Annotated in this window: 25 protein-coding genes; 7 read left to right on the plus strand and 18 right to left on the minus strand. The window is 45.2% G+C overall.

Annotated elements, in window-relative coordinates; all coding sequences use genetic code 11:
* Positions 1–16: 16 nt before the first annotated feature.
* From M1D59_RS16995 to M1D59_RS17010, 4 genes are read right to left on the minus strand one after another with little or no spacing between them, the layout of a single operon-like run.
* Positions 17–340, minus strand: coding sequence for a hypothetical protein (locus tag M1D59_RS16995; RefSeq protein ID WP_458117548.1), 324 nt, complete (start codon positions 338–340; stop codon positions 17–19).
* Positions 337–1044: a DUF5081 family protein gene (locus M1D59_RS17000; RefSeq protein ID WP_458117549.1), complete on the minus strand. Its 708-nt coding sequence runs from the start codon at positions 1042–1044 to the stop codon at positions 337–339. Before M1D59_RS17000 ends, M1D59_RS16995 begins: the two co-directional genes overlap by 4 nt.
* 17 nt (positions 1045–1061) lie before the next feature.
* Positions 1062–1412 carry a WXG100 family type VII secretion target gene (locus tag M1D59_RS17005; protein ID WP_020452734.1) on the minus strand — a complete coding sequence of 117 codons (351 nt, stop codon included), beginning with the start codon at positions 1410–1412 and terminating at the stop codon, positions 1062–1064.
* Positions 1413–1430: 18 nt separating this feature from the next.
* On the minus strand, positions 1431–1790 hold the full coding sequence (locus M1D59_RS17010) for a hypothetical protein (RefSeq protein WP_023856112.1): 360 nt from the start codon (positions 1788–1790) through the stop codon (positions 1431–1433).
* A gap of 292 nt (positions 1791–2082) precedes the next feature.
* Between M1D59_RS17010 and M1D59_RS17015 the strand changes: the two genes are divergently transcribed.
* Positions 2083–2292 carry a zinc ribbon domain-containing protein gene (locus M1D59_RS17015; RefSeq protein ID WP_003184724.1) on the plus strand — a complete coding sequence of 70 codons (210 nt, stop codon included), beginning with the start codon at positions 2083–2085 and terminating at the stop codon, positions 2290–2292.
* A gap of 22 nt (positions 2293–2314) precedes the next feature.
* Positions 2315–2488 carry a hypothetical protein gene (locus M1D59_RS17020; protein ID WP_020452736.1) on the plus strand — a complete coding sequence of 58 codons (174 nt, stop codon included), beginning with the start codon at positions 2315–2317 and terminating at the stop codon, positions 2486–2488.
* A gap of 20 nt (positions 2489–2508) precedes the next feature.
* Here M1D59_RS17020 and M1D59_RS17025 read toward each other — a convergent pair whose 3' ends face one another.
* On the minus strand, positions 2509–3990 hold the full coding sequence (locus M1D59_RS17025; RefSeq protein ID WP_458117550.1) for an alkaline phosphatase family protein: 1482 nt from the start codon (positions 3988–3990) through the stop codon (positions 2509–2511).
* Between the two features lie 16 nt (positions 3991–4006).
* Positions 4007–5140 carry an MGDG synthase family glycosyltransferase gene (locus M1D59_RS17030; RefSeq protein WP_035337557.1) on the minus strand — a complete coding sequence of 378 codons (1134 nt, stop codon included), beginning with the start codon at positions 5138–5140 and terminating at the stop codon, positions 4007–4009.
* A gap of 99 nt (positions 5141–5239) precedes the next feature.
* Between M1D59_RS17030 and M1D59_RS17035 the strand changes: the two genes are divergently transcribed.
* On the plus strand, positions 5240–5788 hold the full coding sequence (locus M1D59_RS17035; RefSeq protein WP_023856115.1) for a YkoP family protein: 549 nt from the start codon (positions 5240–5242) through the stop codon (positions 5786–5788).
* 45 nt (positions 5789–5833) lie between these two features.
* Here M1D59_RS17035 and M1D59_RS17040 read toward each other — a convergent pair whose 3' ends face one another.
* From M1D59_RS17040 to M1D59_RS17050, 3 genes are all read right to left on the minus strand, one after another.
* The gene (locus M1D59_RS17040; RefSeq protein WP_020452740.1) at positions 5834–6649 is read right to left on the minus strand and encodes a metallophosphoesterase; all 816 of its coding nucleotides are present in this window, start codon (positions 6647–6649) and stop codon (positions 5834–5836) included.
* A 126-nt stretch (positions 6650–6775) separates the two neighbouring features.
* Positions 6776–7606: an undecaprenyl-diphosphate phosphatase gene (locus M1D59_RS17045; protein WP_020452741.1), complete on the minus strand. Its 831-nt coding sequence runs from the start codon at positions 7604–7606 to the stop codon at positions 6776–6778.
* An 82-nt stretch (positions 7607–7688) separates the two neighbouring features.
* Positions 7689–8834: an AI-2E family transporter gene (locus M1D59_RS17050; RefSeq protein ID WP_025809685.1), complete on the minus strand. Its 1146-nt coding sequence runs from the start codon at positions 8832–8834 to the stop codon at positions 7689–7691.
* Between the two features lie 212 nt (positions 8835–9046).
* Between M1D59_RS17050 and M1D59_RS17055 the strand changes: the two genes are divergently transcribed.
* Positions 9047–10033, plus strand: coding sequence for a Gfo/Idh/MocA family protein (locus tag M1D59_RS17055; RefSeq protein WP_144498826.1), 987 nt, complete (start codon positions 9047–9049; stop codon positions 10031–10033).
* Positions 10034–10077: 44 nt separating this feature from the next.
* Here M1D59_RS17055 and M1D59_RS17060 read toward each other — a convergent pair whose 3' ends face one another.
* The 4 genes from M1D59_RS17060 to tlpB (M1D59_RS17075) all read right to left on the minus strand — a co-directional run bounded on the left by M1D59_RS17060 (position 10078) and on the right by tlpB (M1D59_RS17075) (position 16962).
* Entirely contained in the window at positions 10078–10602 is a 525-nt protein-coding gene (locus M1D59_RS17060) for a type 1 glutamine amidotransferase domain-containing protein (RefSeq protein WP_025809689.1), read from the minus strand.
* Positions 10603–10733: 131 nt separating this feature from the next.
* Complete coding sequence (gene tlpB / locus M1D59_RS17065) at positions 10734–12716, minus strand: methyl-accepting chemotaxis protein TlpB (protein WP_458117551.1); 1983 nt, start codon at positions 12714–12716, stop codon at positions 10734–10736.
* Between the two features lie 133 nt (positions 12717–12849).
* Positions 12850–14835, minus strand: a complete 1986-nt coding sequence (tlpB, locus tag M1D59_RS17070; protein ID WP_023856119.1) for a methyl-accepting chemotaxis protein TlpB — start codon at positions 14833–14835, stop codon at positions 12850–12852.
* Positions 14836–14979: 144 nt separating this feature from the next.
* A complete protein-coding gene (tlpB, locus tag M1D59_RS17075) occupies positions 14980–16962 on the minus strand; it encodes a methyl-accepting chemotaxis protein TlpB (protein ID WP_020452747.1) in 1983 nt (660 codons plus the stop codon).
* Between the two features lie 131 nt (positions 16963–17093).
* On the opposite strand from tlpB (M1D59_RS17075), the gene M1D59_RS17080 reads away from it, so the two are divergent.
* Complete coding sequence (locus M1D59_RS17080) at positions 17094–17831, plus strand: protein-glutamine gamma-glutamyltransferase (RefSeq protein WP_020452748.1); 738 nt, start codon at positions 17094–17096, stop codon at positions 17829–17831.
* On the opposite strand, the gene M1D59_RS17085 is transcribed toward M1D59_RS17080, so the two are convergent.
* From M1D59_RS17085 to M1D59_RS17095, 3 genes are read right to left on the minus strand one after another with little or no spacing between them, the layout of a single operon-like run.
* On the minus strand, positions 17811–18866 hold the full coding sequence (locus M1D59_RS17085) for a nitronate monooxygenase (RefSeq protein ID WP_101561528.1): 1056 nt from the start codon (positions 18864–18866) through the stop codon (positions 17811–17813). The genes M1D59_RS17080 and M1D59_RS17085 overlap by 21 nt on opposite strands.
* A 14-nt stretch (positions 18867–18880) precedes the next feature.
* Positions 18881–19282, minus strand: coding sequence for a secondary thiamine-phosphate synthase enzyme YjbQ (locus tag M1D59_RS17090; RefSeq protein ID WP_096748284.1), 402 nt, complete (start codon positions 19280–19282; stop codon positions 18881–18883).
* A gap of 38 nt (positions 19283–19320) precedes the next feature.
* Positions 19321–21003, minus strand: coding sequence for a glycoside hydrolase family 13 protein (locus M1D59_RS17095; RefSeq protein ID WP_458117552.1), 1683 nt, complete (start codon positions 21001–21003; stop codon positions 19321–19323).
* A 302-nt stretch (positions 21004–21305) separates the two neighbouring features.
* On the opposite strand from M1D59_RS17095, the gene M1D59_RS17100 reads away from it, so the two are divergent.
* Entirely contained in the window at positions 21306–21896 is a 591-nt protein-coding gene (locus M1D59_RS17100; protein WP_224066696.1) for a TetR/AcrR family transcriptional regulator, read from the plus strand.
* On the plus strand, positions 21893–22567 hold the full coding sequence (locus M1D59_RS17105; protein ID WP_023856124.1) for a YqeB family protein: 675 nt from the start codon (positions 21893–21895) through the stop codon (positions 22565–22567). The genes M1D59_RS17100 and M1D59_RS17105 overlap by 4 nt, the downstream gene beginning before the upstream one ends.
* 82 nt (positions 22568–22649) lie before the next feature.
* On the opposite strand, the gene M1D59_RS17110 is transcribed toward M1D59_RS17105, so the two are convergent.
* Together M1D59_RS17110 and M1D59_RS17115 are read right to left on the minus strand one after the other, a co-directional pair.
* Positions 22650–23435, minus strand: coding sequence for a GH12 family glycosyl hydrolase domain-containing protein (locus M1D59_RS17110; RefSeq protein WP_020452753.1), 786 nt, complete (start codon positions 23433–23435; stop codon positions 22650–22652).
* 182 nt (positions 23436–23617) lie between these two features.
* Entirely contained in the window at positions 23618–24907 is a 1290-nt protein-coding gene (locus M1D59_RS17115; protein ID WP_020452754.1) for a hemolysin family protein, read from the minus strand.
* Between the last annotated feature and the right edge of the window lie 43 nt (positions 24908–24950).

Raw genomic sequence — 24950 nt, forward strand, 5'->3', positions numbered from 1 at the left:
GATGATCGCCTCATTTCTATTTCTGAATCTTGTAGAGTTTTTGAAGCTCTTTATCTGTTTCATACATTTTCTCCATCGCATAACTGACAATGTGGGAAGCTATACAGTAATTATCAAACAGCTCCATCGTCTTCCCGAGAATATCCGCGTAGCTTTCAATCGCTTTTGATGCCTGTCCGGCTTTATAAAAATCGGATTCTGAAAGGTTTTTGATTTCTTTCTGAACCCCTTCTGTATAAATATCGCAGATGCTTTTCAGCTTATTGGAAATGGTGATCATTTCTTCAAACTCGAGATGGATGTTTGTACCGCTGCCTCCTGCTCCGCCTTCTGCATTCATAGCATCGCCCTCCCTGCTCTGAAATTGATGTGCAGTGCGTCATAGATCCGGTTGTTCATAATATAAAGGCTGATCCATTCATATCGATCATTTAAAGGATCAACCGAGATGAAATCTTCGCCTTTTGTAAAGTAAAGTGTTGTCGTCTGGAAACCGGTGTCTGCCGGTTTTTGCTGCGAGGCAAGCTTGAACGTTTCCACAGCAAGAACTTCTTTTTGATCAAGATCCATTGCCCTGACTTCGGCTTTTTCAGCGGCGCTCATCGGTTTTGTCAAAAAAGCGAGGTCTTGATCACGCGGCTCTCTTACTAAAAATGACACGTTGGAAATAAGCGATAAATAAACTTCGCGCTTTTCCAAATAATCTAATGTGTAGCCTTTGCCCTGGCTTCTTTCAGTCAGAGCGACAACGCGCTCCTCATCGTCCGGCAAAAATGCGCACTTGACGTTATTAAAGCGCACGAATTCTTCGCTTTCTTGATATTGCTTCAGCAGCTTAATCAGAAAAAAAGCGGTCTTGGTCAGCTTGCCTTCCTTTAAAAGGATGCCTTTTTCAATCAGGCTCTCTTTTGCTTTTACTGCACAATCCGTCTCAGCCAAGGCCAGCTGTTCGCGTTCCGGAAGACCGAATATGTAGGTAACTCCGGCTGCTCCTGCTAAAACATAAAGTTCTGCCGCCGACAGCGTATCTGCTTTCACCTGCATGTCATTCTCCTTCCCTGTTATAAGTTTTTGATTTCCTGCACTTCACTGAGCTTTGAAAAATCGTCGATGTGCATTTGCAGTGCATCTAATGCAGCCGTATGATCTTTCAAGGCGTCTTTCATATCGGCATTCAATTCGATAATCAGCTCAAGGTAGCTTAAAAATGCGTCGCGGGTTTTTCCGCTCCATTTTCCGCTTTCAACATACGCTTTCAATTCCTTTGCTTTTTTCAGCGAGTCGCCAACATGTTTTTCGATCGCTTTCGCATGGGAATGCGCTTTTATTGTTCCATTATGTGAAATTTTCACAGTCTCTCCGCTTACTTTCGGATTGGCCGCTTGATAGTTGTAGTATCCATATCCGTCCATGACTCGGCTGTTCCTCCTCTACGCCTTTTTCTCTTCAGCTTCAGCTTTTGCTTTATAATACTCCCACTTGCTTTTCGCCTTCGACTTGGCGCTTTGAATGTCATCGACCATATCTTTAAAATGCTTGACCAATTCCTTCAGCTTGGCATCCTTTTCATGGCGTGTATCCTCAAATTCGTGGGAAGGGATTTTCAAGTCCGGGAGATTGCTGTTGTATGCTTTCAAACTTGCATCAACTTCTGCTAATTTCGTCTTAACATCGCTTTCTTTATCAGATAAAAAGTCGTATAAATTTTTATACTCGTCGCGTTTTCGTTCATTTTCCGTGTAGGATATGTGCAAAAAGTTGCCTACTGAATCCCAAAAACCTTCGCTCAAAGCAGCTGCCCCTTTCATTTATCCTAGTCAATAAAAACTATTTTCCTGTAGTGGATGATATTGTAATAGGTTTATCTTACAGGATGGTCCTAGGCGAATGAATAGGTTAAAAGGATTGTTTTTTCGACGAAAAAATAAAATAACCGGTCTTCGAGAGATTTTTATAAGCAAAAAGGATCAGTCCGTTTTCCCCTCTTTTCCGACCGGTCATTTCCTGAGAAATATTTTCTTTTGAAGAACATTCCATTATAATGAAGTTGGTTGGATTTTACATCATGAAAGGAGAAGCGCTATGCGTGAACATAAAGGATGTATCAAGTGCGGAAGTACAGATGCGGGGCAAAAAGAAATCGCGACGACCGGCACCGGCCTGTCAAAATTGTTCGATGTGCAGCATAACCGTTTTCTCGTCGTTTATTGCAAAAACTGCGGGTATTCGGAACTGTACAACAAACAATCTTCAACCGCCGGAAACATTCTCGACCTGTTCTTTGGAGGATGACGGCCCGAAAGGAGAAACGGTTATGAGAGAAAAATACGGATTATTGATTGCCATATTTATTTTGGCTTTATGTGTGCACTCCAATATCGTCGTAGAACATGCACTCTTACAGGCGATCATAAAAACAGTCTCACTATTCGTGATGATCGCTTCGGCGCTTGCAGCATTTGTCAAAGGCATCAGACAGCCGTCATAATCACTGGGAGAGGGGGTTAGTCATTGCCCCGTTCCCAGTGATTTGACTAAATCGAGAATCCATTCTTTCACGTCGACAAGGCGATTGTATGCCGGCTTTGTATCGGTTCCGGTGATGATCATGGATACGAGGGAGTCCTGCTTGTGCAATGCACCGTGGCTGGCTCCTCCGACGTGCGTCGGCGACCCTTCGCCGATAAATTCGTATCCAGGCTTTGCATTGGCGATCAAAAAGTCGCCTTCATGCGAAAAAAATGAAGTGTACAGTCTGGCCAGCGCATCGGGAAACTTTCCGTATGTCATGCTGCTTTGCTCGACCGTCAAATCGAGAATGTTTACATCCCCTTCCAGCGTCCACGTTTGTCCAAATTCATCCGTGTATTTGCCTCCCGGCCGAAATGTGAGCTTCCCGTGCTGCTCCCCCGAAACGACCTCAATTGAATCCGTTTCATTTTTCCAGCCGATGATGTCGATCCTCTCGTCCTGTTGCAGAATATCCGCGATCCTCGTGAGCGGAAGCTTCGCTTTATCGAGCGAATAGATGAACGCCATTCTTTCGTTAACGGCAAGAACGATGTCGTCATCGTCCGCCACGCCTTTCTTTAATTTCACAATGCGAAAGGCGTCCAGAAGGCTTCTCAAATCAATCAATGCTTCTTTTTTATTGCCGCTGATCCAGGCCTGTCCGTTATCCCCCATCACGATCCAAATGTGATCTTTTAAAGCGGCTTCCCATGACGGAAAGCTGTCTAAAATCTTTTGAACATGCCGGTCTGCTTTCGCGACCCCTGCTGCGTCGTTTCTCCCGTGTTTATGTACGTGCTGGTCGAGATCGGGAAAATAGACGAGTGCAAGAGGCGGCACTTTGTTTGTTTTGATCAGATGAACCAATTCATTCGCAGAAAACCGGTCATTAAAGCCGAATTTTTTGAAAAGCGAGCGGTTTGCCGGATTCACTTTGGAAAAACCGCCGTACGAGAACAGCTGGGACGTGTTGATTTTGACTGATTGGTTTAATCCGGAAATTATTGAAAAAAGAAAAGGAACCTGTAAATAGCCGTCCCGGCTCCCCCTGTGCAAAAGTGCATTGATCGAGCACGTTTCAATTCCTTTTTCATCAAGCTCTTCGTGAAGCGTCTTCACCTGTTGGCTTAAATGAACCTGATTCAAATTGTAAAAGACGTCTCTGGAGGATTGTTTGATGCCTAATTTCAGAAGCTCTCGAATATGGCTGCCATAATTGATGATCCGTTTTTCCTTCGCGTTGTACCACACAAGACCCGGAACTTTATGGCGGTCGCTGCTCGTCCCTGTAAGCAATGTGCTGTCAACATTGACGGACATCGTCGGAAAAGGGCTGATCATATCAGGGACATAGCGCCCGTTTTCCAGAAAATATCGCAGACCAGGAGCCTGTCCGGTTTTCACGGCTTCTTGAAGCGATTCATCCATTAATGAATCAATCAGCAACATGACGACTGATTTCTTGCGGCTCTCAGACATCGTTCTTCCTCCTTCCTTATACGTGAGCATTCCCTAAACCGCTCCGGTTATGAATGATCCCATCTAAAATGTCGCTGATATCCCGGTCCGATTTTTCACGCAAATATTGACCAACGCTCATTTGATAGCGTCTGATGTCTTCTTCCGAACGGAAAAAGGAGAGCAGCTGCTGTTCAATCGGCTCCTGTTTTTGCTGATTCAGTTCAATGACAAGGTTTTTCTTTTTCAGAATATCGAGATTCATCTCTTCCTGTCCGGGCAGCGCATGGTAGATAAATACCGGAAGCTGTTTTTCAATGCACTCGCTGATCGTGACGCCGCCGGGCTTCGTCATGATGCCCGACGCCTCCTCGTATAAACGGTTCATTTCTGCTTTGCTTTCGATATAAGGCAGCGCTGTAATGTATGGATTGTTTAAATCATGAACATACCGGTAGAGCTTTCGGTTTTTTCCGCATAGTATTTGGTATGCGACATCCCCATTCGGCGACAGCTCCTGCACAAGCTTAAAAATGCCGCCCACCCCCATGCTTCCGCCGGTTATGAGGATGTTGCACACCGCTTTTTTGTCCCCGTTCTGCCCAGGCTTTCTCTCCATTTTATAGGAACGATGCACGGGTATTCCGGTCAAAAAAATCTTCTCTTCATCAACGCCTTCTGCGATCAGCTGTTCTTTGATGTCTTTGATCGGCGCAAAATGATAATCAATCTTTTCTCTTCCCCAAATTCGGTTGACGAAAAAATCGGTATAGACATTGACCACTTTCATGTCGGGAAATCGGCCTTTTAAGCGGTTCAGCAAATAGGAGGGCAATGCATGCGTACAGAACACGATATCAGGCTTTTTTTCCGCAATGATCTGCTGCATATCCTTCAAAAAGATCAGCTCGTACAAGAGGTGGCGCTTTGCGGTTTGATGGCGCCCGCACGCCAGGAGATGATAGACCGAGCTGTAGACTTTCGGAAAATACTGAATCCATGACAAATACGCCGCAGAAGAGGCTTTTTCAAGCCGCCGATAAGCATGTGAAAAAATGTCGATTTTTTCACATTGATGGGATTTGAGAAGCAGTTCTGCCTGCAGTGAATCGGCAACGTGATGATGACCGGTGGAAATGCTTAAAAAAGGGAAAATCAGAATCTTTGTCATCTCCATCCTCCATTTCAGAAGAAAAATGTTTTCCATTTATATTTTTCAAATATCCAGCCAAAATATAAGTGTATTTTTTCAGGAAAGGAAAGTGGCGACTTGAGAAACTGTTTTTTGTCGATTTGGAGTGTAATTGACCCGTTTTATTATTTTTTTTCAAGACTGACACTCATTGATCAAACGAAATCGAGCATTTTTCGCGTCCGTCTCACAAGGTACAAAGGGATCGATGTGGTGTTAAACGATGGGACGGTTATTAAGAAGAACGATGTTCTGATCAAAATTCATCTGCATAATATTAAGCTGATCAAAGAGCTTCAAAATATTGAGAGCGCTGTCAGAAGAGGCATCCTCATTTATCAAAAGGCGTACTTTTCAATGCCGATCCTGGCCGAATATGTTAAAAACCATCACCGGACAGACCAAATCAAAGGCATCATCGGCATTACGACACTGCATAAAGGCGTTGAAAGGCTCGGTTTTGAAGCCGTTGAGCCCGCAAACCAGTTTTACAGAGTCTTTAAAAAACTGACGCAGATTCCGATTTTATATTTAACAACAAAGCAATTTTCTCTTCGTAAAATTCCTCCTTCCCAATATTTGTTTATCTCGAAAGAAAAATTGTTCAAGTCCTATCTGCAGAAATAACAAAAAAAGAGACTGATCCCTCAAAACAGGAACAGCCTCTTCTTTTTATGAAATGTGATGGAACGTCATTTCCGGACGGCTTCCAATGCGGATATTCGCTCCCGTCTGGCCCAATCCCTCGCTGATATAAAACGGTTTGTCATGATGATAGTGAAGACCTTTAATCATATTCATTCGCACAAGCTTTCCCATCTTCAGAAGATGATAAGGCTTCGGCCAATGAATCTGACCGCCGTGAAAGTGTCCTGACAGAAGATAGTCAAAGTGAAATTCCTGCATATCAAGCACAACGTTCGGATCATGCGTCAATACAAGGTTGTACCCTTCCTTCAGCTCTTTATATGAAGCGGCAATATCGCTTCGCTTCGTGCTGTAATCATCAATCCCGATAATGTTGAGTGCCTCACCTTCCACTTCAATCGAGACATGCTGATTTCGAAGGGTGATGCATCCGTTATCTTCCAGCACACGTTTCAGCTTCCGAAAGTGTTCACCTTTCAATACGTAGTCATGGTTGCCGAATACAGCGTACATCCCGTATGCCGGCTTTAGTTTTTGCAAAGCTTTTAAGTAGTTTGCAAGCTTTGGTATATTTCGTTTCCTATCAAGAAAATCTCCTGTTAAAGCAATGAGATCCACTCGTTTTTTATTGGCAAGTTCAAGAATCTGTTCAGGTGAAATCGAAATGTTTTCTAAATGAAGATCAGACAGATGAAGAATGTTCAGCTTTTTCTTTAAAGCGGGAGCCTGGACGCGCTCGACCGAAATCGTGTTGACTTTCACATCTTTTGTATTGTGGTTCGCTTTATAAAAAATAGGCATTAAACCTAAGATAATCAATAGACATGCGATAATAAACATTTCAATATCTCCTCCCTCTTACTAGTATAGTAAGTTGGCAGGCAGTTTTATAGTGGGAAATAATAGGATATCATTCTTTTTACCTATAATAAAAACCGATTTCCAGCTGGAAATCGGTTCGTAATTTTACAGAAACAAAATGAACAGAAGAAGCCCTAAAATGATGCGATAGATGGCAAACGGGACAAGCTTGATCTTATTGATCAGCCTGAGGAAAAAGCGGACGACAAAAAGAGCGACAATAAAAGCGCTGATAAACCCTGTAATAAAGAAAGGAAACAGGTCTGCACTTAAATATGCCCAGTTTTTAATTAAAGAGAGCAGGCTGGCTCCCATCATGATCGGAATCGCCATGATGAAGGTGAAATCGGCGGCCGCTCTGTGGTTCAAGCCGAGAATAACACCGCCCGAAATCGTCGAACCCGAGCGCGAGAAGCCCGGCCAGAGCGCCAGACATTGAAACAGCCCCATACCGAGCGCCTGCTTATACGTCATCCGGTCAACCGAATCTGTCGTCTCCGTGCGCCGGTTAATCCAGTCGGCCGCGAGCATCAGCACCGCGCCGGCGATGAGACCGACCGCAACGGTGTGTACGGAAAACAGGTACTGATCAATATAGTCTTCGAATAAAAAGCCGAGCACAGCGGCGGGAACAAGTCCTACAGCGATTTGGGCAATGGAAAGGCGGTTTCCCGATTTCTGCTCTTCCGTCATGTTTTTCTTCACACCTAAGAGGTTGAGAATCCGGTCTTTAAATACGATGGCGACAGCGAGGATGGACCCGAGTTGAATCACGACTTTAAAGGTATTCGCCGCCTCCGGCGTGAGCAGTTCTTTCGATTTCAGCCAGACGTCGTCAACAATGATCATATGCCCTGTTGACGAAACAGGGGCATATTCTGTTAATCCTTCAACAATTCCAAGTATGATGGCGACAAAAATATCCCAAATGTTCATATGTCATTCCTTTCGCTTCATAAAACTTGTCCTCTAATAAACTATTTATATCGCCTTTAAAAGCCGATTATGCAAGCGGGATTCAGACTTCTTCGTTTTTTTCATAAAGGTGTGAACGCTGTTTAAACCATTCAAACAAATGCGTGACCACCACTTTGATGACCGCGTATCCGGGGATGGCGAGAATGACGCCGATCACGCCGAACAGCTTGGCTGCCGTCAGCAGCACAAAGATGATCGTTACCGGATGGATGTGCAGGTTTTTTCCCATAATTTGCGGCGAAATAAATTTTCCTTCAAACAGCTGTACCACAGTCCAAACGATGATCAGCTTCACAAGCATAAACGGGGAAGTAACCAGGGCAATAATGATTGCCGGCGTGATCGCAATCGTCGGTCCGAGATACGGAACGATGCTCGTACACGCCGCCACAAGGGCCAATAAGGAAGCGTAATCAAGACCGATGATCATATATCCGATAAACAATAGGCAGCCGATACAGAAGCTGACGATGATCTGCCCCCTGATATACGAACTGAGCCGGTGATTCATCTCGGACATCATCACATACGTCTGTTCCCGCAAGCGGACCGGTACGAGCTTCAAAATAAAGAGCGGCAGTTTTTTACCATCTTTCAATAAGTAAAACAGGATAAACGGCACGGTCACAATCGAAATCACAACTTCTGTCACGGCGCCTATGAACGTTCCCACTCCGGTAAATGTGCTGTTTAAAATAGTGGTGGCCTGATCGGATAATTTGCTTGCCAAATCGGTCAGATTGATGTTCAGCGTCTGCTGGACCTGATTAAAAAACTGGCTTCCGATCAGCTGTTTAATTTGGTCTTCCACAATGTGGACATACCTTGGGAAATTATCGACAAGGCTTGTGATCTGTTCCCTTAACAGCGGGATAACGGAGACGATCGAAATCGTGATCAGACCGATGATCACAATATAGAGAAGAAGAATCGAATAAATCCTTTTCACATTTTTCCGCTCTAGAAAATCAACGATCGGATTTAACAAATAATATACGACACCTGTCAGCACGACAGGCAGGGCGATGGTTTCCACAAGAACGATGAAAGGCGTGAAAATAAACGATGCTTTTGTAAATACAAGGATGTTCAATCCGATCAAGAGCAGAACGAGCAGAAACAAAACGAATTTATTGTCTAAAAAAAACTTCTTAAATCTGCCGCCCCACATATTCAAAGAGTCCATGGCGATCCTCCATTAACGTTGGTTTTATACATTAAATTGTACACTATTACTCCTCATACTAAAAATAAAACCATTGCTATTGGTCTTTTTTTCCGCTTGCAAATGTTTATTGATGATATACATATACGCCGGTGCTTCCGGCTTTTTGTCTTTCGCCGGCAAAAGAAAACACTGTATAATAAACATATCCTACAGCGAAAGGGGAAAATAGCATGATACGGTTCGGGGTAGTCGGAACAAATTGGATCACCGACCGGTTTCTTGAAGCGGCCCGTTTGGTCGGCGATTTTCAATTAACCGCGGTATATTCAAGGAGCGGGGAGCGCGGACGTGAATTCGCGCAAAAATACGGGGCCGAGGCGGTTTTTACCGATATCAGCGAAATGGCTGAGAGCGATGTTATTGATGCGGTATATATCGCAAGTCCCAACTCTTTACATAAAGAACAGGCCGTCACATTCATGAAAAGCGGAAAGCACGTCCTGTGCGAAAAACCGCTTGCGTCCCATGTCAAAGAAGCGGAAGAAATGGTAAAAACAGCGCAGGAACACCGCGTGACATTTATGGAAGCGATGAAAACGACATTTCTTCCGAATTTTAAAAACATCGAACGCAACCTGCACAAAATCGGCAAAGTCCGCCGTTTTACAGCCAGCTACTGTCAATACTCTTCCCGCTATGACGCCTATAGAAACGGAACCATCTTAAACGCATTTAACCCGGCTTTATCGAACGGTTCCCTGATGGATATCGGCGTCTATTGCGTCCATCCCGCGATCGTCCTGTTCGGCAAGCCCCTCGAAGTAAAAGCAAACGGGCTGATCCTTGAGTCGGGGGCGGACGGTGAAGGAACAGTGCTGTTAAAATACAAGGAGCATGAAGCTGTTTTGATGCACTCGAAAATCTCCAATTCCTTCACTCCTGCTGAAATTCAAGGGGAGGAAGGCTCTATCGTCATTGATAAAATCCACCGACCTGAAAAAGTCGACATCCGCTATCGGGACGGACGGGTTGAACATCTTACGCTGCCGGATGACAAACCGGCCATGTTTTATGAAACAGAGGAATTCATTCATTTAATTAAACAAGGGCGGATCGAGTCTTCGCTCAACACATTTGAACGCTCTATCAACACCTTGGCTGTCATGGATGAAGCCCGCAAACAGATCGGTCTCGTTTTCCCCGCTGATCAAAAATAAAAAATGAGCCGCCTCGATTCGAATGAACGGGCGGCTCATTTGTTTTAGGATTGCGCCAAAAGATCGGCAAAGGCTTTGACATAGATCGGCAGGTCCGGCGGGCGGCGGCTTGACACGATATGACCGTCGACGACCGCTGCTTCATTTACCCATACCGCTCCGGCATTTTCCATATCGTCTTTGATCCCAGGTGTGCTTGTGACCTTCCTGCCTTCCAATATTCCTGCGGAAATCAGCACCCAGCCGGCATGGCAGATTTGCCCGATAGGCTTCTTCCTTTCGTTGAACCACCGAATCATCTCCAGTACCTCGGGATATCTTCTGAGCTTGTCAGGCGCCCAGCCTCCCGGAACCAGAACTGCGTCGTATTCCTCAATATTCACACTTTTCAGCTCATAATCAGAGACAGCAGGTACGCCGTATTTGCCCTTATATTCATGATCCGCTTTTTCACCAATGAGGTGTACGATCGCGCCTTCTTCTCTCAGCCTTAAAACTGGATACCACAGTTCTAAATCTTCGAAGTCATCGCTGACAAGCGCGATCACTTTCTTGCCTTCCAGTCGCATGATTTATCCCTCCTGTACAACCAGTGTACGATAGATGACAGTCTGTTTAAACCTATTTATCCCCTTCCCCGTCCCTTTTTAAAAATGCTTTTCCCGCGTAAAAGGCTACCGGATCGCCGGCAGCCTGATGTTTAGTCAATCTTAAATTTTTTCGTCAAATCGCGCAGTTCTTCAGCCATTTGTTCAAGCGTAGCCGCAGAAGAACTGATTTCTTCCATTGAAGCGAGCTGTTCTTCAGCCGAAGCGGCGATGTCTTGAATGCTTCCTGAGCTTTCACGCGATACGTCTGCAATTTCTTCAACCGCTCCCGCGACATGCTGTGACCCTTCTGACAGCTCTTCAACTGCCGCATTCATCGTCTGCAGCTTGCCCGCGATTTCGTTTGTCATGTCATAAATCTGCTTAAAGCTTGTATCTGTTTCGTCTGTGATGGTAAGTCCCGACTGTACTTCACGGTTGACGTCCTGGAACATGTCCAGCGACTTTCCGATCTCATTGACGATTTCCTGAATGAGCGCTTCGATTTCTTTTGCCGATGAGGCGGATTGCTCAGCCAGTTTGCGCACTTCTTCAGCCACTACTGAAAACCCTCTCCCGGCTTCACCGGCTCTTGCGGCTTCAATTGCAGCGTTCAACGCGAGCAAATTCGTCTGATCTGCGATGCCGTTGATCACCCGCAGGATTGCCGTAATGTCTTTTGACTTGCTTTCAAGTCCTTTCACGACGGATTCTGCCTGTTTAACGGAATGATCGATGGAATTCATTTGTCCGACCGTTTTTTGAACAAGCTCTCCGCCTGTACCGGCAATGTCTGTCGATTGAATGGATGATTCTGTAATCGATGCTGAAACTTTGGACATTTCATGCAATTGGCTGTTCATGTCAGCCAGCTGCTGTGCACTGACTTCCACTTTCTCGTTTTGGCTTTCGTTTCCGTTTGAAAATTGTTCGATCGCAGATGTAATATGTTCTGTCGCCTTGCTTGTCTGATCCGCGCTCGCGGTCAGCTGCTCTGACGAAGAAGCGACGTTTTCAACTGATGTCTGAATGACGCTGATTAAAGAGCTCAGCGATTCGGCCATTTCGTTGAAGCTTGATCCGAGCTGTCCGATTTCATCTTTTGAACGGACAGTGATTTTTTGCGTCAAGTCGCCTCCGCTGATGCTTTTCGCAGAGGAAACGAGTTCGCGGAGCGGACCTGTGATCGACCTGATGATGAAAATCATCAGAAGCACACCGATGATGATGCTGACGCCCAACGTAATCAAAGCTGCATTCAACACAGGCTGTGACGCTTCTTTTAGTTCAGTGATATACATGGTTCCGCCGATTTTCCAGCCGGTCAGTTTATTGGTCGCGAATGCCATCTGCTTTTCGCCGTCAGACGTATATTTGATTGTTCCTTTGTCATTGGCGTATACTTTTTCAACCCAGCTGCCTTCGATGTCTGAGCCCGCATCATGTTTCGGGTGGGCGACAAACTTTTTATCGGCGCTGGTGATAAAGGCAAAGCCTTTTTTCCCGATGGTCACGCGTTCTGTCGCTTTAATGAGCTCTTCGATTTTCATATTGACGGCGACCACGCCGGATCCGTCTTCATGCATCTTGGCGATGGTGATAACCATCGTTCCGGTTGACGCCGTTTTGTAAGGGTCTGTAATAATGACTTCGCCCTTGTGTTCGGCGGCTTTTTTATACCAGTCCCGCTCTACCGGATTATATCCGCTCGGCATTTCCTGATCCGGGTAGCGGATGAACTTTCCGTCCTTTGATCCGGTAAAGATCCCTTCCACATCGGGATGGAGCTTGGCGAACTGTTCGAATTTCACTTTTAAAGCGTCACTTTCTTTTCCTTTAAAAGAGTTTTCTTTAATGAACCCGCTGAAATAGGACATGGCATTTGTTTTCTGGCTGATATTCTGATTGATGATTTCGTTCAGCTGATTAACGTTTTCGCGCGCATTGTCCATGATTTCTCCGTCAAGCGTACTGCTTGCCGTTTGATACGCGCTATAGGAGAGGACGATGATTGGAACGGTTAAAATAAGCAAGAATGAAAGAATTAATTTCTTTGCAATGGAGGGACGTTTCACCCAATTTATAATATTTGCCATAGAATTGTTGACTCCTCTTTTCTGTTATATTTCTAATATCGGATTCTTTTAAAAGTTTTTATACGCGTTTTATAACTTTTTATAGTCTAAAATAACTAAAAAAACATCCGGAGGAAAACCGGATGTTTTAAAGCTATTCAATCTTAAATTTCCGTGTTAAATCACGCAGTTCTTCAGCCAGCTCCGCCAATGTGGTGGAAGATGCGCTGATCTCTTCCATAGAAGCGAGCTGTTCCTCGGCTGAAGCGGCGATGTCCTGAATGCTTGCCGAACTTTCTTTCGATACATCAGCGATTTCTTCGACCGCGCCCGCGACTTGGCGGGAACCTTGCGTCAATTGTTCGACAGCGGCATTCATCGTCTGCAGCTTGCCTGCGATATCATTGGTCATATCGTAAATCGTTTTGAAGCTTGTCTCTGTTTCATCTGTGATTCGAAGTCCTGACTGTACTTCATGATTGACCGATTTGAACATGTTCAGAGAGTTGTCGATTTCCTTGACGATTTCCTGAATTAAATGTTCAATTTCCTTCGCCGAACCGGCGGATTGTGCGGCGAGCTTCCTGACTTCTTCAGCCACTACCGAGAAGCCGCGGCCCGATTCCCCGGCCCTTGCCGCTTCGATCGCTGCATTGAGCGCGAGCAGATTCGTTTGATCGGCGATTCCGTTAATCACACGCAAAATGCTTGTGATGTCTTTTGATTTGGCTTCGAGCCCTTTGACGACCGCTTCCGCTTGCTTGACAGACCGATCGATCGAGTTCATTTGGCCGACCGTCTTTTGAACAAGCTCTTCCCCTTTGCCTGCAATCTCAGTCGATTTCAGCGACGCATCAGTAATCGCGGCTGAAGTTTTTGACATGTCATATAACCCGTCGTTCATTTCATTCAGCTGATGCGAGCTTGCTTCGACTTTTTCTTTCTGGCTTTCATTACCGTCAGAAAACTGTTCAATGGCCATTGTAATATGCTCAGTCGCTTTGCTTGTCTGCTCTGCGCTGGCATGAAGCTCTTCAGATGAAGAAGCTACATTGTCAACTGATGATTGAATGACGCTGATTAAAGAGCGCAGCGATTCGGCCATTTCATTAAAGCTTGTACCGAGCTGACCGAATTCGTCTTTTGAACGGACTGCGATTTTTTGTGTCAAGTCGCCGCCGCTGATGCTCTTTGCGGATGACACGAGCTCGCTTAACGGCTTGCTGATTCCGCGGATAATGAAGTAGATGAGAATCCCGCCGAGCACGATCGCGGCTGCCAAAATGATGATCGCCATGTGGAAGACAGGCTGAGCAGCCTCTGATATCTCATCCGTGAACATCGTTCCGCCGATTTTCCAGCCGGTCAGCTTGTTCGTCGTAAAGGCCATTCTCTTTTCTTTTCCTTCAAATGTATATTGAAAATCACCTTTTTCACTGCCGTACATTTTTGTAACCCAGTCGCCTTTGCCTTCGGTTCCGGCTTCGATCTTCGGATGAGCGACATATTTTTTATCATTGCTTGAGATAAACGCAAAGCCGCTTTTTCCGATGTTGACGCGTTCTGTCGCTTTGATAAGTTCATCGATTTTCATGTTAACGGCAACAACCCCTGAGCCGTCCTCCGTCTGCTTTGCAATCGTAACGACCATCGTTCCGGTTGACGCCGTTTTATAAGGGTTTGTGATGATCACTTTTCCTTTATTTTCAACGGCTTGCTTATACCAGTCCCTATCCGCCGGGTTATAATCTTTCGCCATTTTTTCAGCGGGATAGCGGATGAACTTGCCGTCTTTTGAACCTGTGTAGATCGCTTCCACATCCTGGTTCAGCTTGGCGTACTGCTCGAATCTCTCGACAAGTGATGCGTTCCCTTTTTCTTGATAAAGCTTTTCATTCACCCAGCCGCTGAAAAAAGAGACGGCCTGCTCTTTCTTTCCGATATTCTGGTCTATGATCTCATTCAGCTGTTCGACATTATCGCGCGCGCTTCTCATGATTTCCGTTTCAAGAGAGCTTCCCGCCGTTTGGTACGCACTATAGGATAAGGCCAAAATCGGCAAAGTTAAAACCAATATAAAGCTGAAAAACAGCCTTTTTGAGATAGACGGACGTTTAAGCCAGTCCAATACCTTTTTCATTTGATATAACTCCTTTAGCTTCTAGATTATGAAACTAATATCGGAGCTTTCATTTACTTTTGCATATTAAAAAACTTTAAAAAGTATTTCTGAAGATTCTTAAAAAAGAGCTTAAAAAAGAGGCTGACCAGCAGCCTCTTTTCATCAAATTTTAAACTTTTTCGTTAAGTCGCGCAGTTCTTCAGCCATTTGTTCGAGCGTCGCAGCGGATGAGCTGATTTCTTCCATTGAAGCCAGCTGTTCTTCCGCTGAAGCAGCGATGTCTTGAATGCCGGCAGAGCTTTCACGCGATACGTCGGCGATCTCTTCGACCGCGTCGGATATTTCGTGAGAACCTGTTGACAAATGCTCTACGGCGGCGTTCATCGTCTGCAGCTTGCCTGCGATTTCGTTCGTCATGTCGTAAATATGTTTAAAACTCGTTTCCGTTTCTTCCGTAATTTCGAGCCCTGACTGTACTTCTTGGTTGACCGATTTGAACATGTTGAGCGAATGTTCGATTTCCTTGACGATATCCTGAATCAACTCTTCGATTTCTTTTGCCGATCCTGCTGATTGGGCCGCAAGCTTTCTGACTTCTTCAGCGACAACCGAGAATCCTCTGCCTGATTCGCCGGCCCGCGCTGCCTCGATGGCGGCGTTCAGCGCCAGTAAATTCGTTTGATCAGCGATTCCGTTTATGACGCGCAGGATCGCGGTGATATCTTTCGATTTCGCTTCTAGCCCTTTGACAACCTGTTCGGCCTGTCTGACGGACTTGTTGATCGAATTCATCTGCCCGACGGTTTGTTGGACGAGCTCTCCGCCTGTTTCGGCAATTTCCGTCGATTTACCCGAGGATTCTGTAATCGATTCCGATACGCCTGCGATTTCATTCAGCTTGTCATTCATTTGGCTGAGCCGCTGGGAGCTCGCTTCGACTTTTTCATTTTGACTTTCAGCGCCGCTTGAGAACCGCTCGATGGCTAATGTAATGTGCTCCGTCGCTTTACTTGTCTGGTCGGCGCTTGCCGTCAGCTGCTCTGATGAAGATGCCACATTGTCGACCGATTCCTGAATTGTGCTGATCAGCGAACGCAATGAGTCAGCCATTTCGTTGAAGCTTGCGCCCAGCTGTCCGAATTCGTCTCTGGAGCGGACATCGATTTTTTGTGTCAGATCTCCTTCACTGATGCTTTTTGCAGAAGAGACGAGTTGATTTAAAGGCTTGCTGATCGCGCGGACGATAAAGTAAACAAGAATGCCGCCCAGAATAATCGCGCCTGCCAATGTCATGACTGCCATGTGAAGCACAGGCTGTGCAGCGTCTTTAATCTCTGCTGTATTCATCTCTCCGCCGATTTTCCAGCCTGTTAGTTTATTGGTCGTGAAGACCGTTTTCTTTTCTTTGCCTTTTTCATTAAATGTGAACAAGCCGCTCTCTTTGCTGAACATCTGCTCTGTCAGATCGGCTTCTGCTTCTGTGCCGGCTTTCATTTTCGGATGGGCGACATACGTTTTCCCTTCGCCGATGATGAATGCATAGCCGGTTTTTCCGATGCTGATGCTGTTTGCCGATTTGATCAGCTTGTCAATGTTTAAGTCAAGGGCGACTACGCCTGATCCGTCTTTGTTCTGCTTGGCGATCGTGACGACCATATGGCCTGTTGATGCAGACTCATAAGGTTCAGTTACAATCGTTTTCCCTTTTTCCTGGACAGCCTGTTTGTACCAGTCGCGTTCTACCGGGTCATACCCGTCAGGCAATGGAGCATTCGGATATTGTGCGTAAACGCTATCCTCCGAACCGGTGAATACGAGTTCGACGTCGGGATTTTGTTTTGCAAATTGCTCAAACCGCTGTTTAATGGCGGTCTGCCCTTTCTCTTTGTACGCTTTTTGATCAATCCATTCGCTGAAATACGCAATAGAAGTCTCCTTGCTGCCGATATCTTGCTGAATGATGTCGTTCAGTTCATCGATATTGTCTTTCGCACTTCTCAAAATCTCATCCTCAAGCGTGCTGCTGGCCGTAAAATATGAAGTAGCCGAAAGAACCAAGATCGGAATTGTTAAAATGAATATAAATGAAAAAATTAATTTTTTAGAAATAGAAGGCCGTTTCATCCAATTTAAAAGCTTTTTCATGTGTGATTCCCCTTTCTCTACTTTTATCGGAGACGGGGTCTATTTTTTAAGTAAAAAAAGCGGAAAATTAGACCGTTTTCCTGCCCAAGCATCAGGCATACGCTAATAAAAAAGGGAAAAGGGTGTATCCTATGATAAGTGTTTCGGGCTACTGGCTCCGTCCTGAGGATATCGAAAAACTGAATGTCAGTCAGACGCAAAGAGACATTGCCAACCGGATGCTGGCCATGCCGTCCAGATATAGATACGGTTCAATCTCAGAACTGTTATTTGAGCTGAGATTCAGAGTGCATACCGTCGAATCAGCCAGAGAGCTGATCAACAGCGGAGCAAAGTTTGCCACCTTTTCAAAGACATACGGGAATGAAGAGTTTTGGAGGGTGACGCCTGAGGGGGCTTTGGAGTTGAAGTACAGAGCGCCGGCTTCAAAGGCGATTCGAAATATTTTTGAAAGCGGCTCTCTTTATGCTTTTGAGTGCGCAACTGCGATTGTCATCATTTTTTATATGGCGCTCCTCAAAACGATCGGCGATCAGACATTTGACCGGAATTATCAAAGAATCATTTTATACGATTGGCATTATGAGCGGCTGCCGATCTATACGGATAAGGGGAACGACTACCTTCCGGGAGACTGCCTGTATTTCAAGAACCCTGAATTCGATCCCGAAAGACCGCAGTGGCGCGGAGAAAACGCTATTTTACTTGAAAATAATCTCTATGCGGCACACGGTCTGGGGATCTTAAGTGGCGAAACGATCATTGAAAAACTGAACGGGCTGAGAAAGCCTCATGCACAGACGTCCGCCTATCTGCTTTCTCAAGTGACACGGGTTGATATTCCTGCATTAATACAAATGATCAGATAGCACATCGGCAGGCGCAAGCTGATCCATCAGCTCCTTCACCGTCGTTAGCCGGACGGAGGCCCGCACGCCCTGTCCGGACCACAATGACATGCCGTCCGAATTCCCTTCAAGCTTCGCCTGTTTTCTCATCGGCTGCGTCAGCGTATTTTGCAGAGGATAAGGCAGCGCTTCAGCTTCGTCCGGGCGCCTGTCTTCCATCCATTGATTGACGATGCCTCTTGCCGGCTTCCCTGAGAACAAACGGGTCAGCCTTGTGTCTGTTTCAACCGCTTCGAGCAATTTTTGTTTGTATGCAGGGTGTGTTCCGCTTTCTTCGCACGTCAAAAAAGCGGTGCCGATTTGAACGCCCTGTGCGCCGAGGGCAAAAGCTGCCGCAACACCTCTTTTGTCAAAAATGCCGCCCGCTGCAATAATCGGAACCGACACATGATCTGCCGCTTGGGGAATTAAAGCCATCGAGCCGACAGCGGGTTCTCCCTTCGTTTTCAAAAAGGCACCCCTGTGGCCGCCAGCTTCACTTCCTTGAACAACGATGACATCCATCCCCAATTCTTCGAGCATCAAGGCTTCTTCAACCGAAACGGCGGTGCCCATTAAACAGCAGTTTCGGTCTTTCAGTTCTTTGACGGCATCGGTCGGCGGCGGGCCAAACGTAAATGAAACGGCGCTGACCCCTTCCCTTAAAATGATTTCGATTTTCTCGTAAAAATCGTCCCAATCGTGTTTCTCTTCTGGCACAGGTGAAGCCGAACGTGCATAAGGTATCTTCTCTTTCCACCCTTCATATTCTTCCCGTCTGACGTTTTCCCGTTTTTCCGGAATGAAGAGGTTGACTTGAAATCCGGCTGATGTCAGCTTTTTAGTCTCCAGAATCTGTTGTTGAAGAACTTCCGGCGTCAAATAGCCGGATGCAAGGCTGCCTAAGCCGCCGCAATCTGATACGGCGGCGGCGAGCCTTGGTGTTGTCGGTCCACCCGCCATCGGCGCCTGGATCACAGGCTTTGATAAAGAGAGACGTTCCATGAACTGATTCATTTTATTTTCTCCTTTCAATCGGCTGTGATTTTAAAATAGCATGTCCGGTGCCTCGGGCCGTCGAACTCGCAAAAATATATGCCCTGCCAAGTCCCGAGGACAAGCCTGCCCCCTTCAATGATCATATGTTGCGATGTCCCGACCGTGCTCGCTTTCAAATGCGCCGCAGTATTCCCTTCCATATGGCGGTCAAGCTCATGTTCCCACGGATACACTTCATCGAACCGTCTCAGCATATCGCGTTTGACATCGGGGTCGGCATTTTCATTAATCGTAATGCCTGCCGTTGTATGCGGACAGTAGACAATAACAGTGCCGCTGGAAACGCCATTTTCTGAAATGAATCTTTGGACGTCATTTGTAATATCAAGCATTTCATCGCGCCGGTTTGTTTGAATCTGTATTTTTTTCAACATACGAATCCGCTCCTTTCCTGGCACCCTTTCTCTATTCGTTATAAATCGCCGATTTCCTGTCTGATCATGTAAACGCGCGCCTCATAAGGCTTCATCACAAAAGATGTAAGGTGCTTGTGCGCGTTGATATCAGCATTTGACAGCAGCAGTCCGTCCGTACATAACGGGTATGCGGGATGATGGTAAAACGCCTGGCGCGCGCTAAGGTTGACGATCACGATGGCCGTTTCTTCCCGAAGCTTTCGCAAGTATGCGAAAATCTGCCGGTCCTCAGGCAAGAGCAGTTCATATGATCCGTCGATGAAGACGTCATACCGCTTTCTGATCGCGATCAACCGTTTATAAAAATGATAGACTGACCGGGGGTCATGCTGCTGATGAACTGTATTGATCAGCTTGTAATTTTCGTTCATGCAGAGCCACGGTTCTCCTTTAGTAAAGCCGGCATTTGGCCGATCCGTCCATTGCATCGGCGTGCGGGTGTGATCCCTGCTCTTTTTCCAAACCGCCTTCATGATGTCTTCGTGTGAGCGGCCCTTTTCTTTTTGAATCCGGTAATCATTTTTAATCGATACGTCATCATAATCATCTATATCGAAGAAAATCGCGTTTGTCATTCCGATTTCCTGCCCTTGATAAATAAACGGGGTGCCTTTCATCAAAAAATACATCGCAGCTAAGGCCTTGGCGCTGTCTACTCTGTATTTCCCGTCATCTCCCCAGACTGAAACGGCCCGGGGTTGATCATGATTTTCGATAAAAAGCGCGTTCCACCCTTTCCCCTCAAGAGCCGATTGCCAGTTTGACAATATCCGCTTGAGTTCGGGGAGATCGAGTTCTCCGCCTTCAATCCCCCAAAGACCGAGGTGTTCAAATTGGAAAATCATGCTGAATATCCCGTTTGATTCTCCAACCCAGTCCTCCGCTTCTTCAGCGCTGACACCGTTTGCTTCGCCGACTGTCATGATATGGGGATACCCGGCGAACGTATTTTCTTTTAGTTCCTGCAATAACGCTATAATCCCGTCGACATTCATATGATAAGCAAATGAAGGCACAAAAGAGAGCCCTTCGGGATTCGGCAGATCCGGAAGTCCTTCTTTTTTCTTAATGTGTGAAATCGCGTCAACCCTGAACCCGTCGATTCCTTTTTGAAGCCACCAGTTGATCATGTCATAAAGAGCGCTTCGCATGTCACTGTTTTCCCAATTCAGATCCGGTTGCTTTTCGTGAAACAGGTGCAGATAATATTGCTCTGTTTTTTCGTCATAAGTCCAGGCTGAGCCGCCGAATATGCTTTCCCAGTTGTTCGGTTCGCTCCCGTCCTTTCCGTCTTGCCAAATATACCAGTCCCGCTTCCCGGAATTCCGCTCTGCCCTTGATTCGATAAACCATGGATGTTCATCGCTCGTATGATTGATGACGAGATCGATGATCAGTTTCATTCCGAGCTGATGCGCTTCAGTCAGCAGAGCGTCAAAGTCGTCCATCGTGCCAAATTCCGGCATAATGCTTTGATAATCCCTGATGTCATAACCGTTATCGGCATTGGGAGAATCAAAGACCGGACAAATCCAAATGGCATCTGCCCCGAGCTCCCTGATATACGGAAGCTTCTCTCTGATCCCGTTGATATCTCCGATGCCATCCCCGTTCGAATCCATAAAACTGCGCGGATACACTTGATATATGACAGCCTCTTTCCACCATGCCCTTGTCATTCAAACACCCCTTGTTGTGAAGACATTATGATATATGAATAAAATATTTTTAGACTCCGAACATAAACATCCTATAAACTTTGATATACCAACGATTATACGTTTCTCAATACTAAATATGCTTTGCGGCTTATAAATCCTTTGAAGGCAGCAAGGGTGATGGCAAGAGTAGGTGAAAGAAGCTTTAATCCTTTTGAAACGGAGCATCTGTTAATACAGAATATGTAAAGCATAAATTACAGTTGCTTTTTTACCTATCGGTAAGTAAAATAAATATACAGATTATGCTAAGGATGATTTCAATGAAAAAGAAAATGAACACCCAAGATGCGATTGTTGAAGCAGCATTTACTCTTATTGCCCAACACGGCCTAAAAGGCACGAGCCTTTCAATGATTGCATCGGAAGTCGGCATTTCTAAACCGGCTATTTACTATTATTTCCCTTCTAAAGAAGAGCTGGTGGATTATCTATTTCACATTGTATTTGATGATCACAATTTCTCTGAATTTTTTTCAAGCAATGAGTACACGAAGGAGAACTTTAAAAAACGATTAATAACAGACGGCATACGCTATTTTGAAGAGTATAAACATAACTCTCCTGCTTTAAAAGTGGTACACGAGTTTGTTTTAAGTGCAGCACAAAAACCAAGGTATGAGAAAAAGCTTAAATCTATCATGGAACAATTCTTAGAAGGTTTTGAAGCTTTGCTTTCTTACGGTGTCGAACTCGGTGTCATCTCTTCTAAAAACACCAAAGTGAATGCACACTCCCTTGCCCTGATCATTGATAATTTGGGTAACTTTATGATTTTAGGAATCGAGATGGATTATAAAAAAATATGGGAAACAGCAGTCAGTCATGTGATGAAAGGCAGTGAAAGATTTTGAATCAGGAAACGATTATTGGATTATCTAAAATAGAGAAAACCTTATATTGGATCATTCCACCGGTTTTAGGAGCTGTTCTTGGATGGTTTTTGCCTGTTATAGCCGATTGGGTATTGACCATTCCAATCGTTCCTTTTAAAGGGCCTTTGGAATTTATCACATCACTAAACAATTTCTGGGTTTCAATTATCGCTGCAGTTATCGGAATCGTTGCCGGCCTATTTTTTTCACAATATATTTTCACTGAAATTCTTCAGGTGTTCATCTCTGATCAAAATGTGAAGCTGTTGTTTAAAGAGAAAGAAGAAGTGATTGAGAAAAAAGACATTTCTGCAGTTTATCTTGAGAATAAGGATCTTGTTGTTCTTGATCATAAGGGTACTGAATTGTACCGTGAACAACTTGAATCAAAGAGAGCCCTTGCAGAAAGTGCTTTTAAACATCACGGCTATAAATGGGCAGACGAAGATCCTTTTAAGAATGAGTATCAACGCTGGGTTGCGGATCACCCCGATTTTCCCTCGCATATCAATACGCTACTTTTAGCCAGAGAACGAGCTTTACTGGATAATAAACATGAAGAAGCAAAAATTCTGCGCAAAGACCTGGCAAAGCTTGGAGTGGTTATACAGGATGAAGATAAACGGCAATACGTAAGGATGGTATCGTAATATTTCAGTTGCGAACGCCTAAAAAAGAACATTTGGAATAAATTAAACACCGCTCTTTTTGTGAAAGAGCGGTGTAAATCCATCAGCGGACTGTTACGTCCCAATTGGAAATATTAATTTGTCCTGTGCCTCCGAAAACTTCCGTCCCGAATTCCACACTGCTGACATACTTTGTTTTGGAAAGCCAATGTTTGGAGTCGGCAAGATAATTCGTGAAATCCCGAACATTCAGGTTCGCACGTTGGGTGTTTGCCGTTCTGACAAATGAAAACACGTTCCATCCTTTGCCGCTTCCAGCATCAATATAGCCTTTATATACTTTCCAATTGTGCCCGCCGATCGAAACAGTTTCGACATAAGAACCGGCAGGTCCGGCATTTGTGTTATTGAGCCAGATCATAATCTCATCGGTTGGAGCCGAACCCCAGCTTGCCTTGTTTGTATTGTGGAGCCAAATGTCATATGCGGCATTGTACGTGCCGTTCGCACTGATCGAATAGCTGACTTTCGTGTTGATGTTTTTTTGATCTGACAATCGGGTCGGGAAGCCGCTGCCCGCAGTATAGCCTTCAGTCCAATGCCAGCCGCTGACGATCGACGGATAAGCTTTTACTGTGCTTGTATTGCTCGGCCAATTCCATACCCAGCCCATGTCTGAATCATTGTTATGATAAATGGTCTGCCACCAGCCGCTGACCTGGTCGGCTCCCCAAACATTGTTGAATATGTAGTATTTTTTGTTTTTAAAATACAATTTATCCGACGGGTTTGATGACGAAGCAGCAAGCGCTGAGAGCGGCCCCGTCAGCAGCATGATACATACAGCTCCCCATAGCAGGATAGCTTTTAGCAAATGGTTGTTTCTCACGTATTGAAAACCTCCTCATATTTATACACCCTATTATAAAAAAGAACGAAACGGAGTACATTCGTAAAAAGTCATGAATTTCCATAGATATATCCTCTTATCTTTGAAAAGATATCCATTTTATTGAAATAAAGAACGGCCATCGAACTAAAAAACAGCCGCGGTCGCCCGCAGCTGTCTTTTTAAAATTCCGTTTTTTTCACTTCAATGAAACGGATATGATGATCTTCAGCATCAAGAATTTTAAATTCGCATCCCTCAGTTTTGAGGATGTCACCGTTTTTCAGCTCCATCTTTTGCGTCAGAAGCCAGCCGGCAATCGTATCGACTTCTTCGTTTTCAATCGCGATATGAAGGAGGTCATTCACTTCGTCGATTAAAGCCTTTCCGTCCATAATATAATGGTGTTCGCCTTTTTTTATAATGTGCGGCATTTCGTCCTGATCAAACTCATCCCGGATTTCCCCGACGATTTCCTCCAATATGTCTTCAACCGTAACCAGTCCTGCCGTTCCGCCGTACTCATCAACAAGAATGGCCATATGAATCCGTTCCTTCTGCATGCGAATCAAGAGCTCCTGGATCGGTATGTTCTCAATCACCCTGATGACAGGCCTCATTAAGTCCGTTAAAGGAATCGTCTCGTCGAGAAAATACGATTTAAACAAATCCTTGCTGTTGACAATTCCGATAATATGATCTTTATCATCCTTAATGACCGGATATCTCGTATAGCGTTCATTAATGACGGTTTCAATCGCTTCTTTTATGGATTGATCGGCCAACAAGGTAGCCATCTCCGTTCTCGGCACCATGATTTCCCGGGCCAGTCTGTTGTCAAATTCAAAAATTTTGTTGACGTATTTATACTCAGACTGGTTGATTTCTCCTTTTTTATAGCTTTCAGACAGCATAAGCCGCAGCTCTTCCTCACTGATTGCCACTTCATGCTCTTTAACCGAATGGAACCCGAACAGCTTCGTTAACAGCCGAGCCGAGCCATTCAGCAGTTTGATAAACGGGAACATGATTTTATAAAATAAAATGAGCGGCTTCGCCGTCCATAAGCTGACGGCTTCCGCTTTTTGAATCGCAATCGTTTTTGGCGCAAGCTCGCCGACCACAACGTGCAAAAATGTAATGATGACAAAGGCGGTAACAATCGAAGCCACTCTTAAAACGGATTCAGGCAGGCCAAATAGTTCAAAAAGCGGATGGATGATCCTTTCGAATGTCGATTCTCCGAGCCAGCCGAGCCCTAATGCGGTGATGGTAATGCCGAGCTGGCAGGCAGACAAATATTCATCAAGATTTGTCACCACTCTTTTGGCCGCAATCGCCCGCTTATCCCCGCTTTCAACAAGCTGATCGATTTTTGTGCCGCGGATTTTGACGATCGCAAATTCGGCGACAACGAAAAAAGCCGTAGCTGCAATTAAAAGTATGACGAGTATGAGATTCAGGATATTCAAAAAAAGCCCTTACCAAATATGGTAAGGGGCCACCTCCTTAAGA

The sequence above is a fragment of the Bacillus sp. PK6-026 genome (genome assembly GCF_054161455.1).

Bases quoted from the DNA above. Each gene is read 5' to 3' on its own strand.
- M1D59_RS17100 (WP_224066696.1), top strand. From the start codon at position 21,306: ATGAAAAAGAAAATGAACACCCAAGATGCGATTGTTGAAGCAGCATTT.
- tlpB (WP_020452747.1), bottom strand. From the start codon at position 16,962: ATGAAAAAGCTTTTAAATTGGATGAAACGGCCTTCTATTTCTAAAAAA.
- M1D59_RS17095 (WP_458117552.1), bottom strand. From the start codon at position 21,003: ATGACAAGGGCATGGTGGAAAGAGGCTGTCATATATCAAGTGTATCCG.
- M1D59_RS17030 (WP_035337557.1), bottom strand. From the start codon at position 5,140: ATGACAAAGATTCTGATTTTCCCTTTTTTAAGCATTTCCACCGGTCAT.
- M1D59_RS17000 (WP_458117549.1), bottom strand. From the start codon at position 1,044: ATGCAGGTGAAAGCAGATACGCTGTCGGCGGCAGAACTTTATGTTTTA.
- M1D59_RS17020 (WP_020452736.1), top strand. From the start codon at position 2,315: ATGAGAGAAAAATACGGATTATTGATTGCCATATTTATTTTGGCTTTA.
- M1D59_RS17060 (WP_025809689.1), bottom strand. From the start codon at position 10,602: ATGCGACTGGAAGGCAAGAAAGTGATCGCGCTTGTCAGCGATGACTTC.
- M1D59_RS17055 (WP_144498826.1), top strand. From the start codon at position 9,047: ATGATACGGTTCGGGGTAGTCGGAACAAATTGGATCACCGACCGGTTT.
- M1D59_RS17015 (WP_003184724.1), top strand. From the start codon at position 2,083: ATGCGTGAACATAAAGGATGTATCAAGTGCGGAAGTACAGATGCGGGG.
- M1D59_RS17005 (WP_020452734.1), bottom strand. From the start codon at position 1,412: ATGGACGGATATGGATACTACAACTATCAAGCGGCCAATCCGAAAGTA.
- M1D59_RS17085 (WP_101561528.1), bottom strand. From the start codon at position 18,866: ATGAATCAGTTCATGGAACGTCTCTCTTTATCAAAGCCTGTGATCCAG.
- M1D59_RS17090 (WP_096748284.1), bottom strand. From the start codon at position 19,282: ATGTTGAAAAAAATACAGATTCAAACAAACCGGCGCGATGAAATGCTT.
- M1D59_RS17080 (WP_020452748.1), top strand. From the start codon at position 17,094: ATGATAAGTGTTTCGGGCTACTGGCTCCGTCCTGAGGATATCGAAAAA.
- M1D59_RS17040 (WP_020452740.1), bottom strand. From the start codon at position 6,649: ATGTTTATTATCGCATGTCTATTGATTATCTTAGGTTTAATGCCTATT.
- M1D59_RS17050 (WP_025809685.1), bottom strand. From the start codon at position 8,834: ATGGACTCTTTGAATATGTGGGGCGGCAGATTTAAGAAGTTTTTTTTA.
- tlpB (WP_023856119.1), bottom strand. From the start codon at position 14,835: ATGAAAAAGGTATTGGACTGGCTTAAACGTCCGTCTATCTCAAAAAGG.
- M1D59_RS17025 (WP_458117550.1), bottom strand. From the start codon at position 3,990: ATGTCTGAGAGCCGCAAGAAATCAGTCGTCATGTTGCTGATTGATTCA.
- M1D59_RS16995 (WP_458117548.1), bottom strand. From the start codon at position 340: ATGAATGCAGAAGGCGGAGCAGGAGGCAGCGGTACAAACATCCATCTC.
- M1D59_RS17045 (WP_020452741.1), bottom strand. From the start codon at position 7,606: ATGAACATTTGGGATATTTTTGTCGCCATCATACTTGGAATTGTTGAA.
- tlpB (WP_458117551.1), bottom strand. From the start codon at position 12,716: ATGGCAAATATTATAAATTGGGTGAAACGTCCCTCCATTGCAAAGAAA.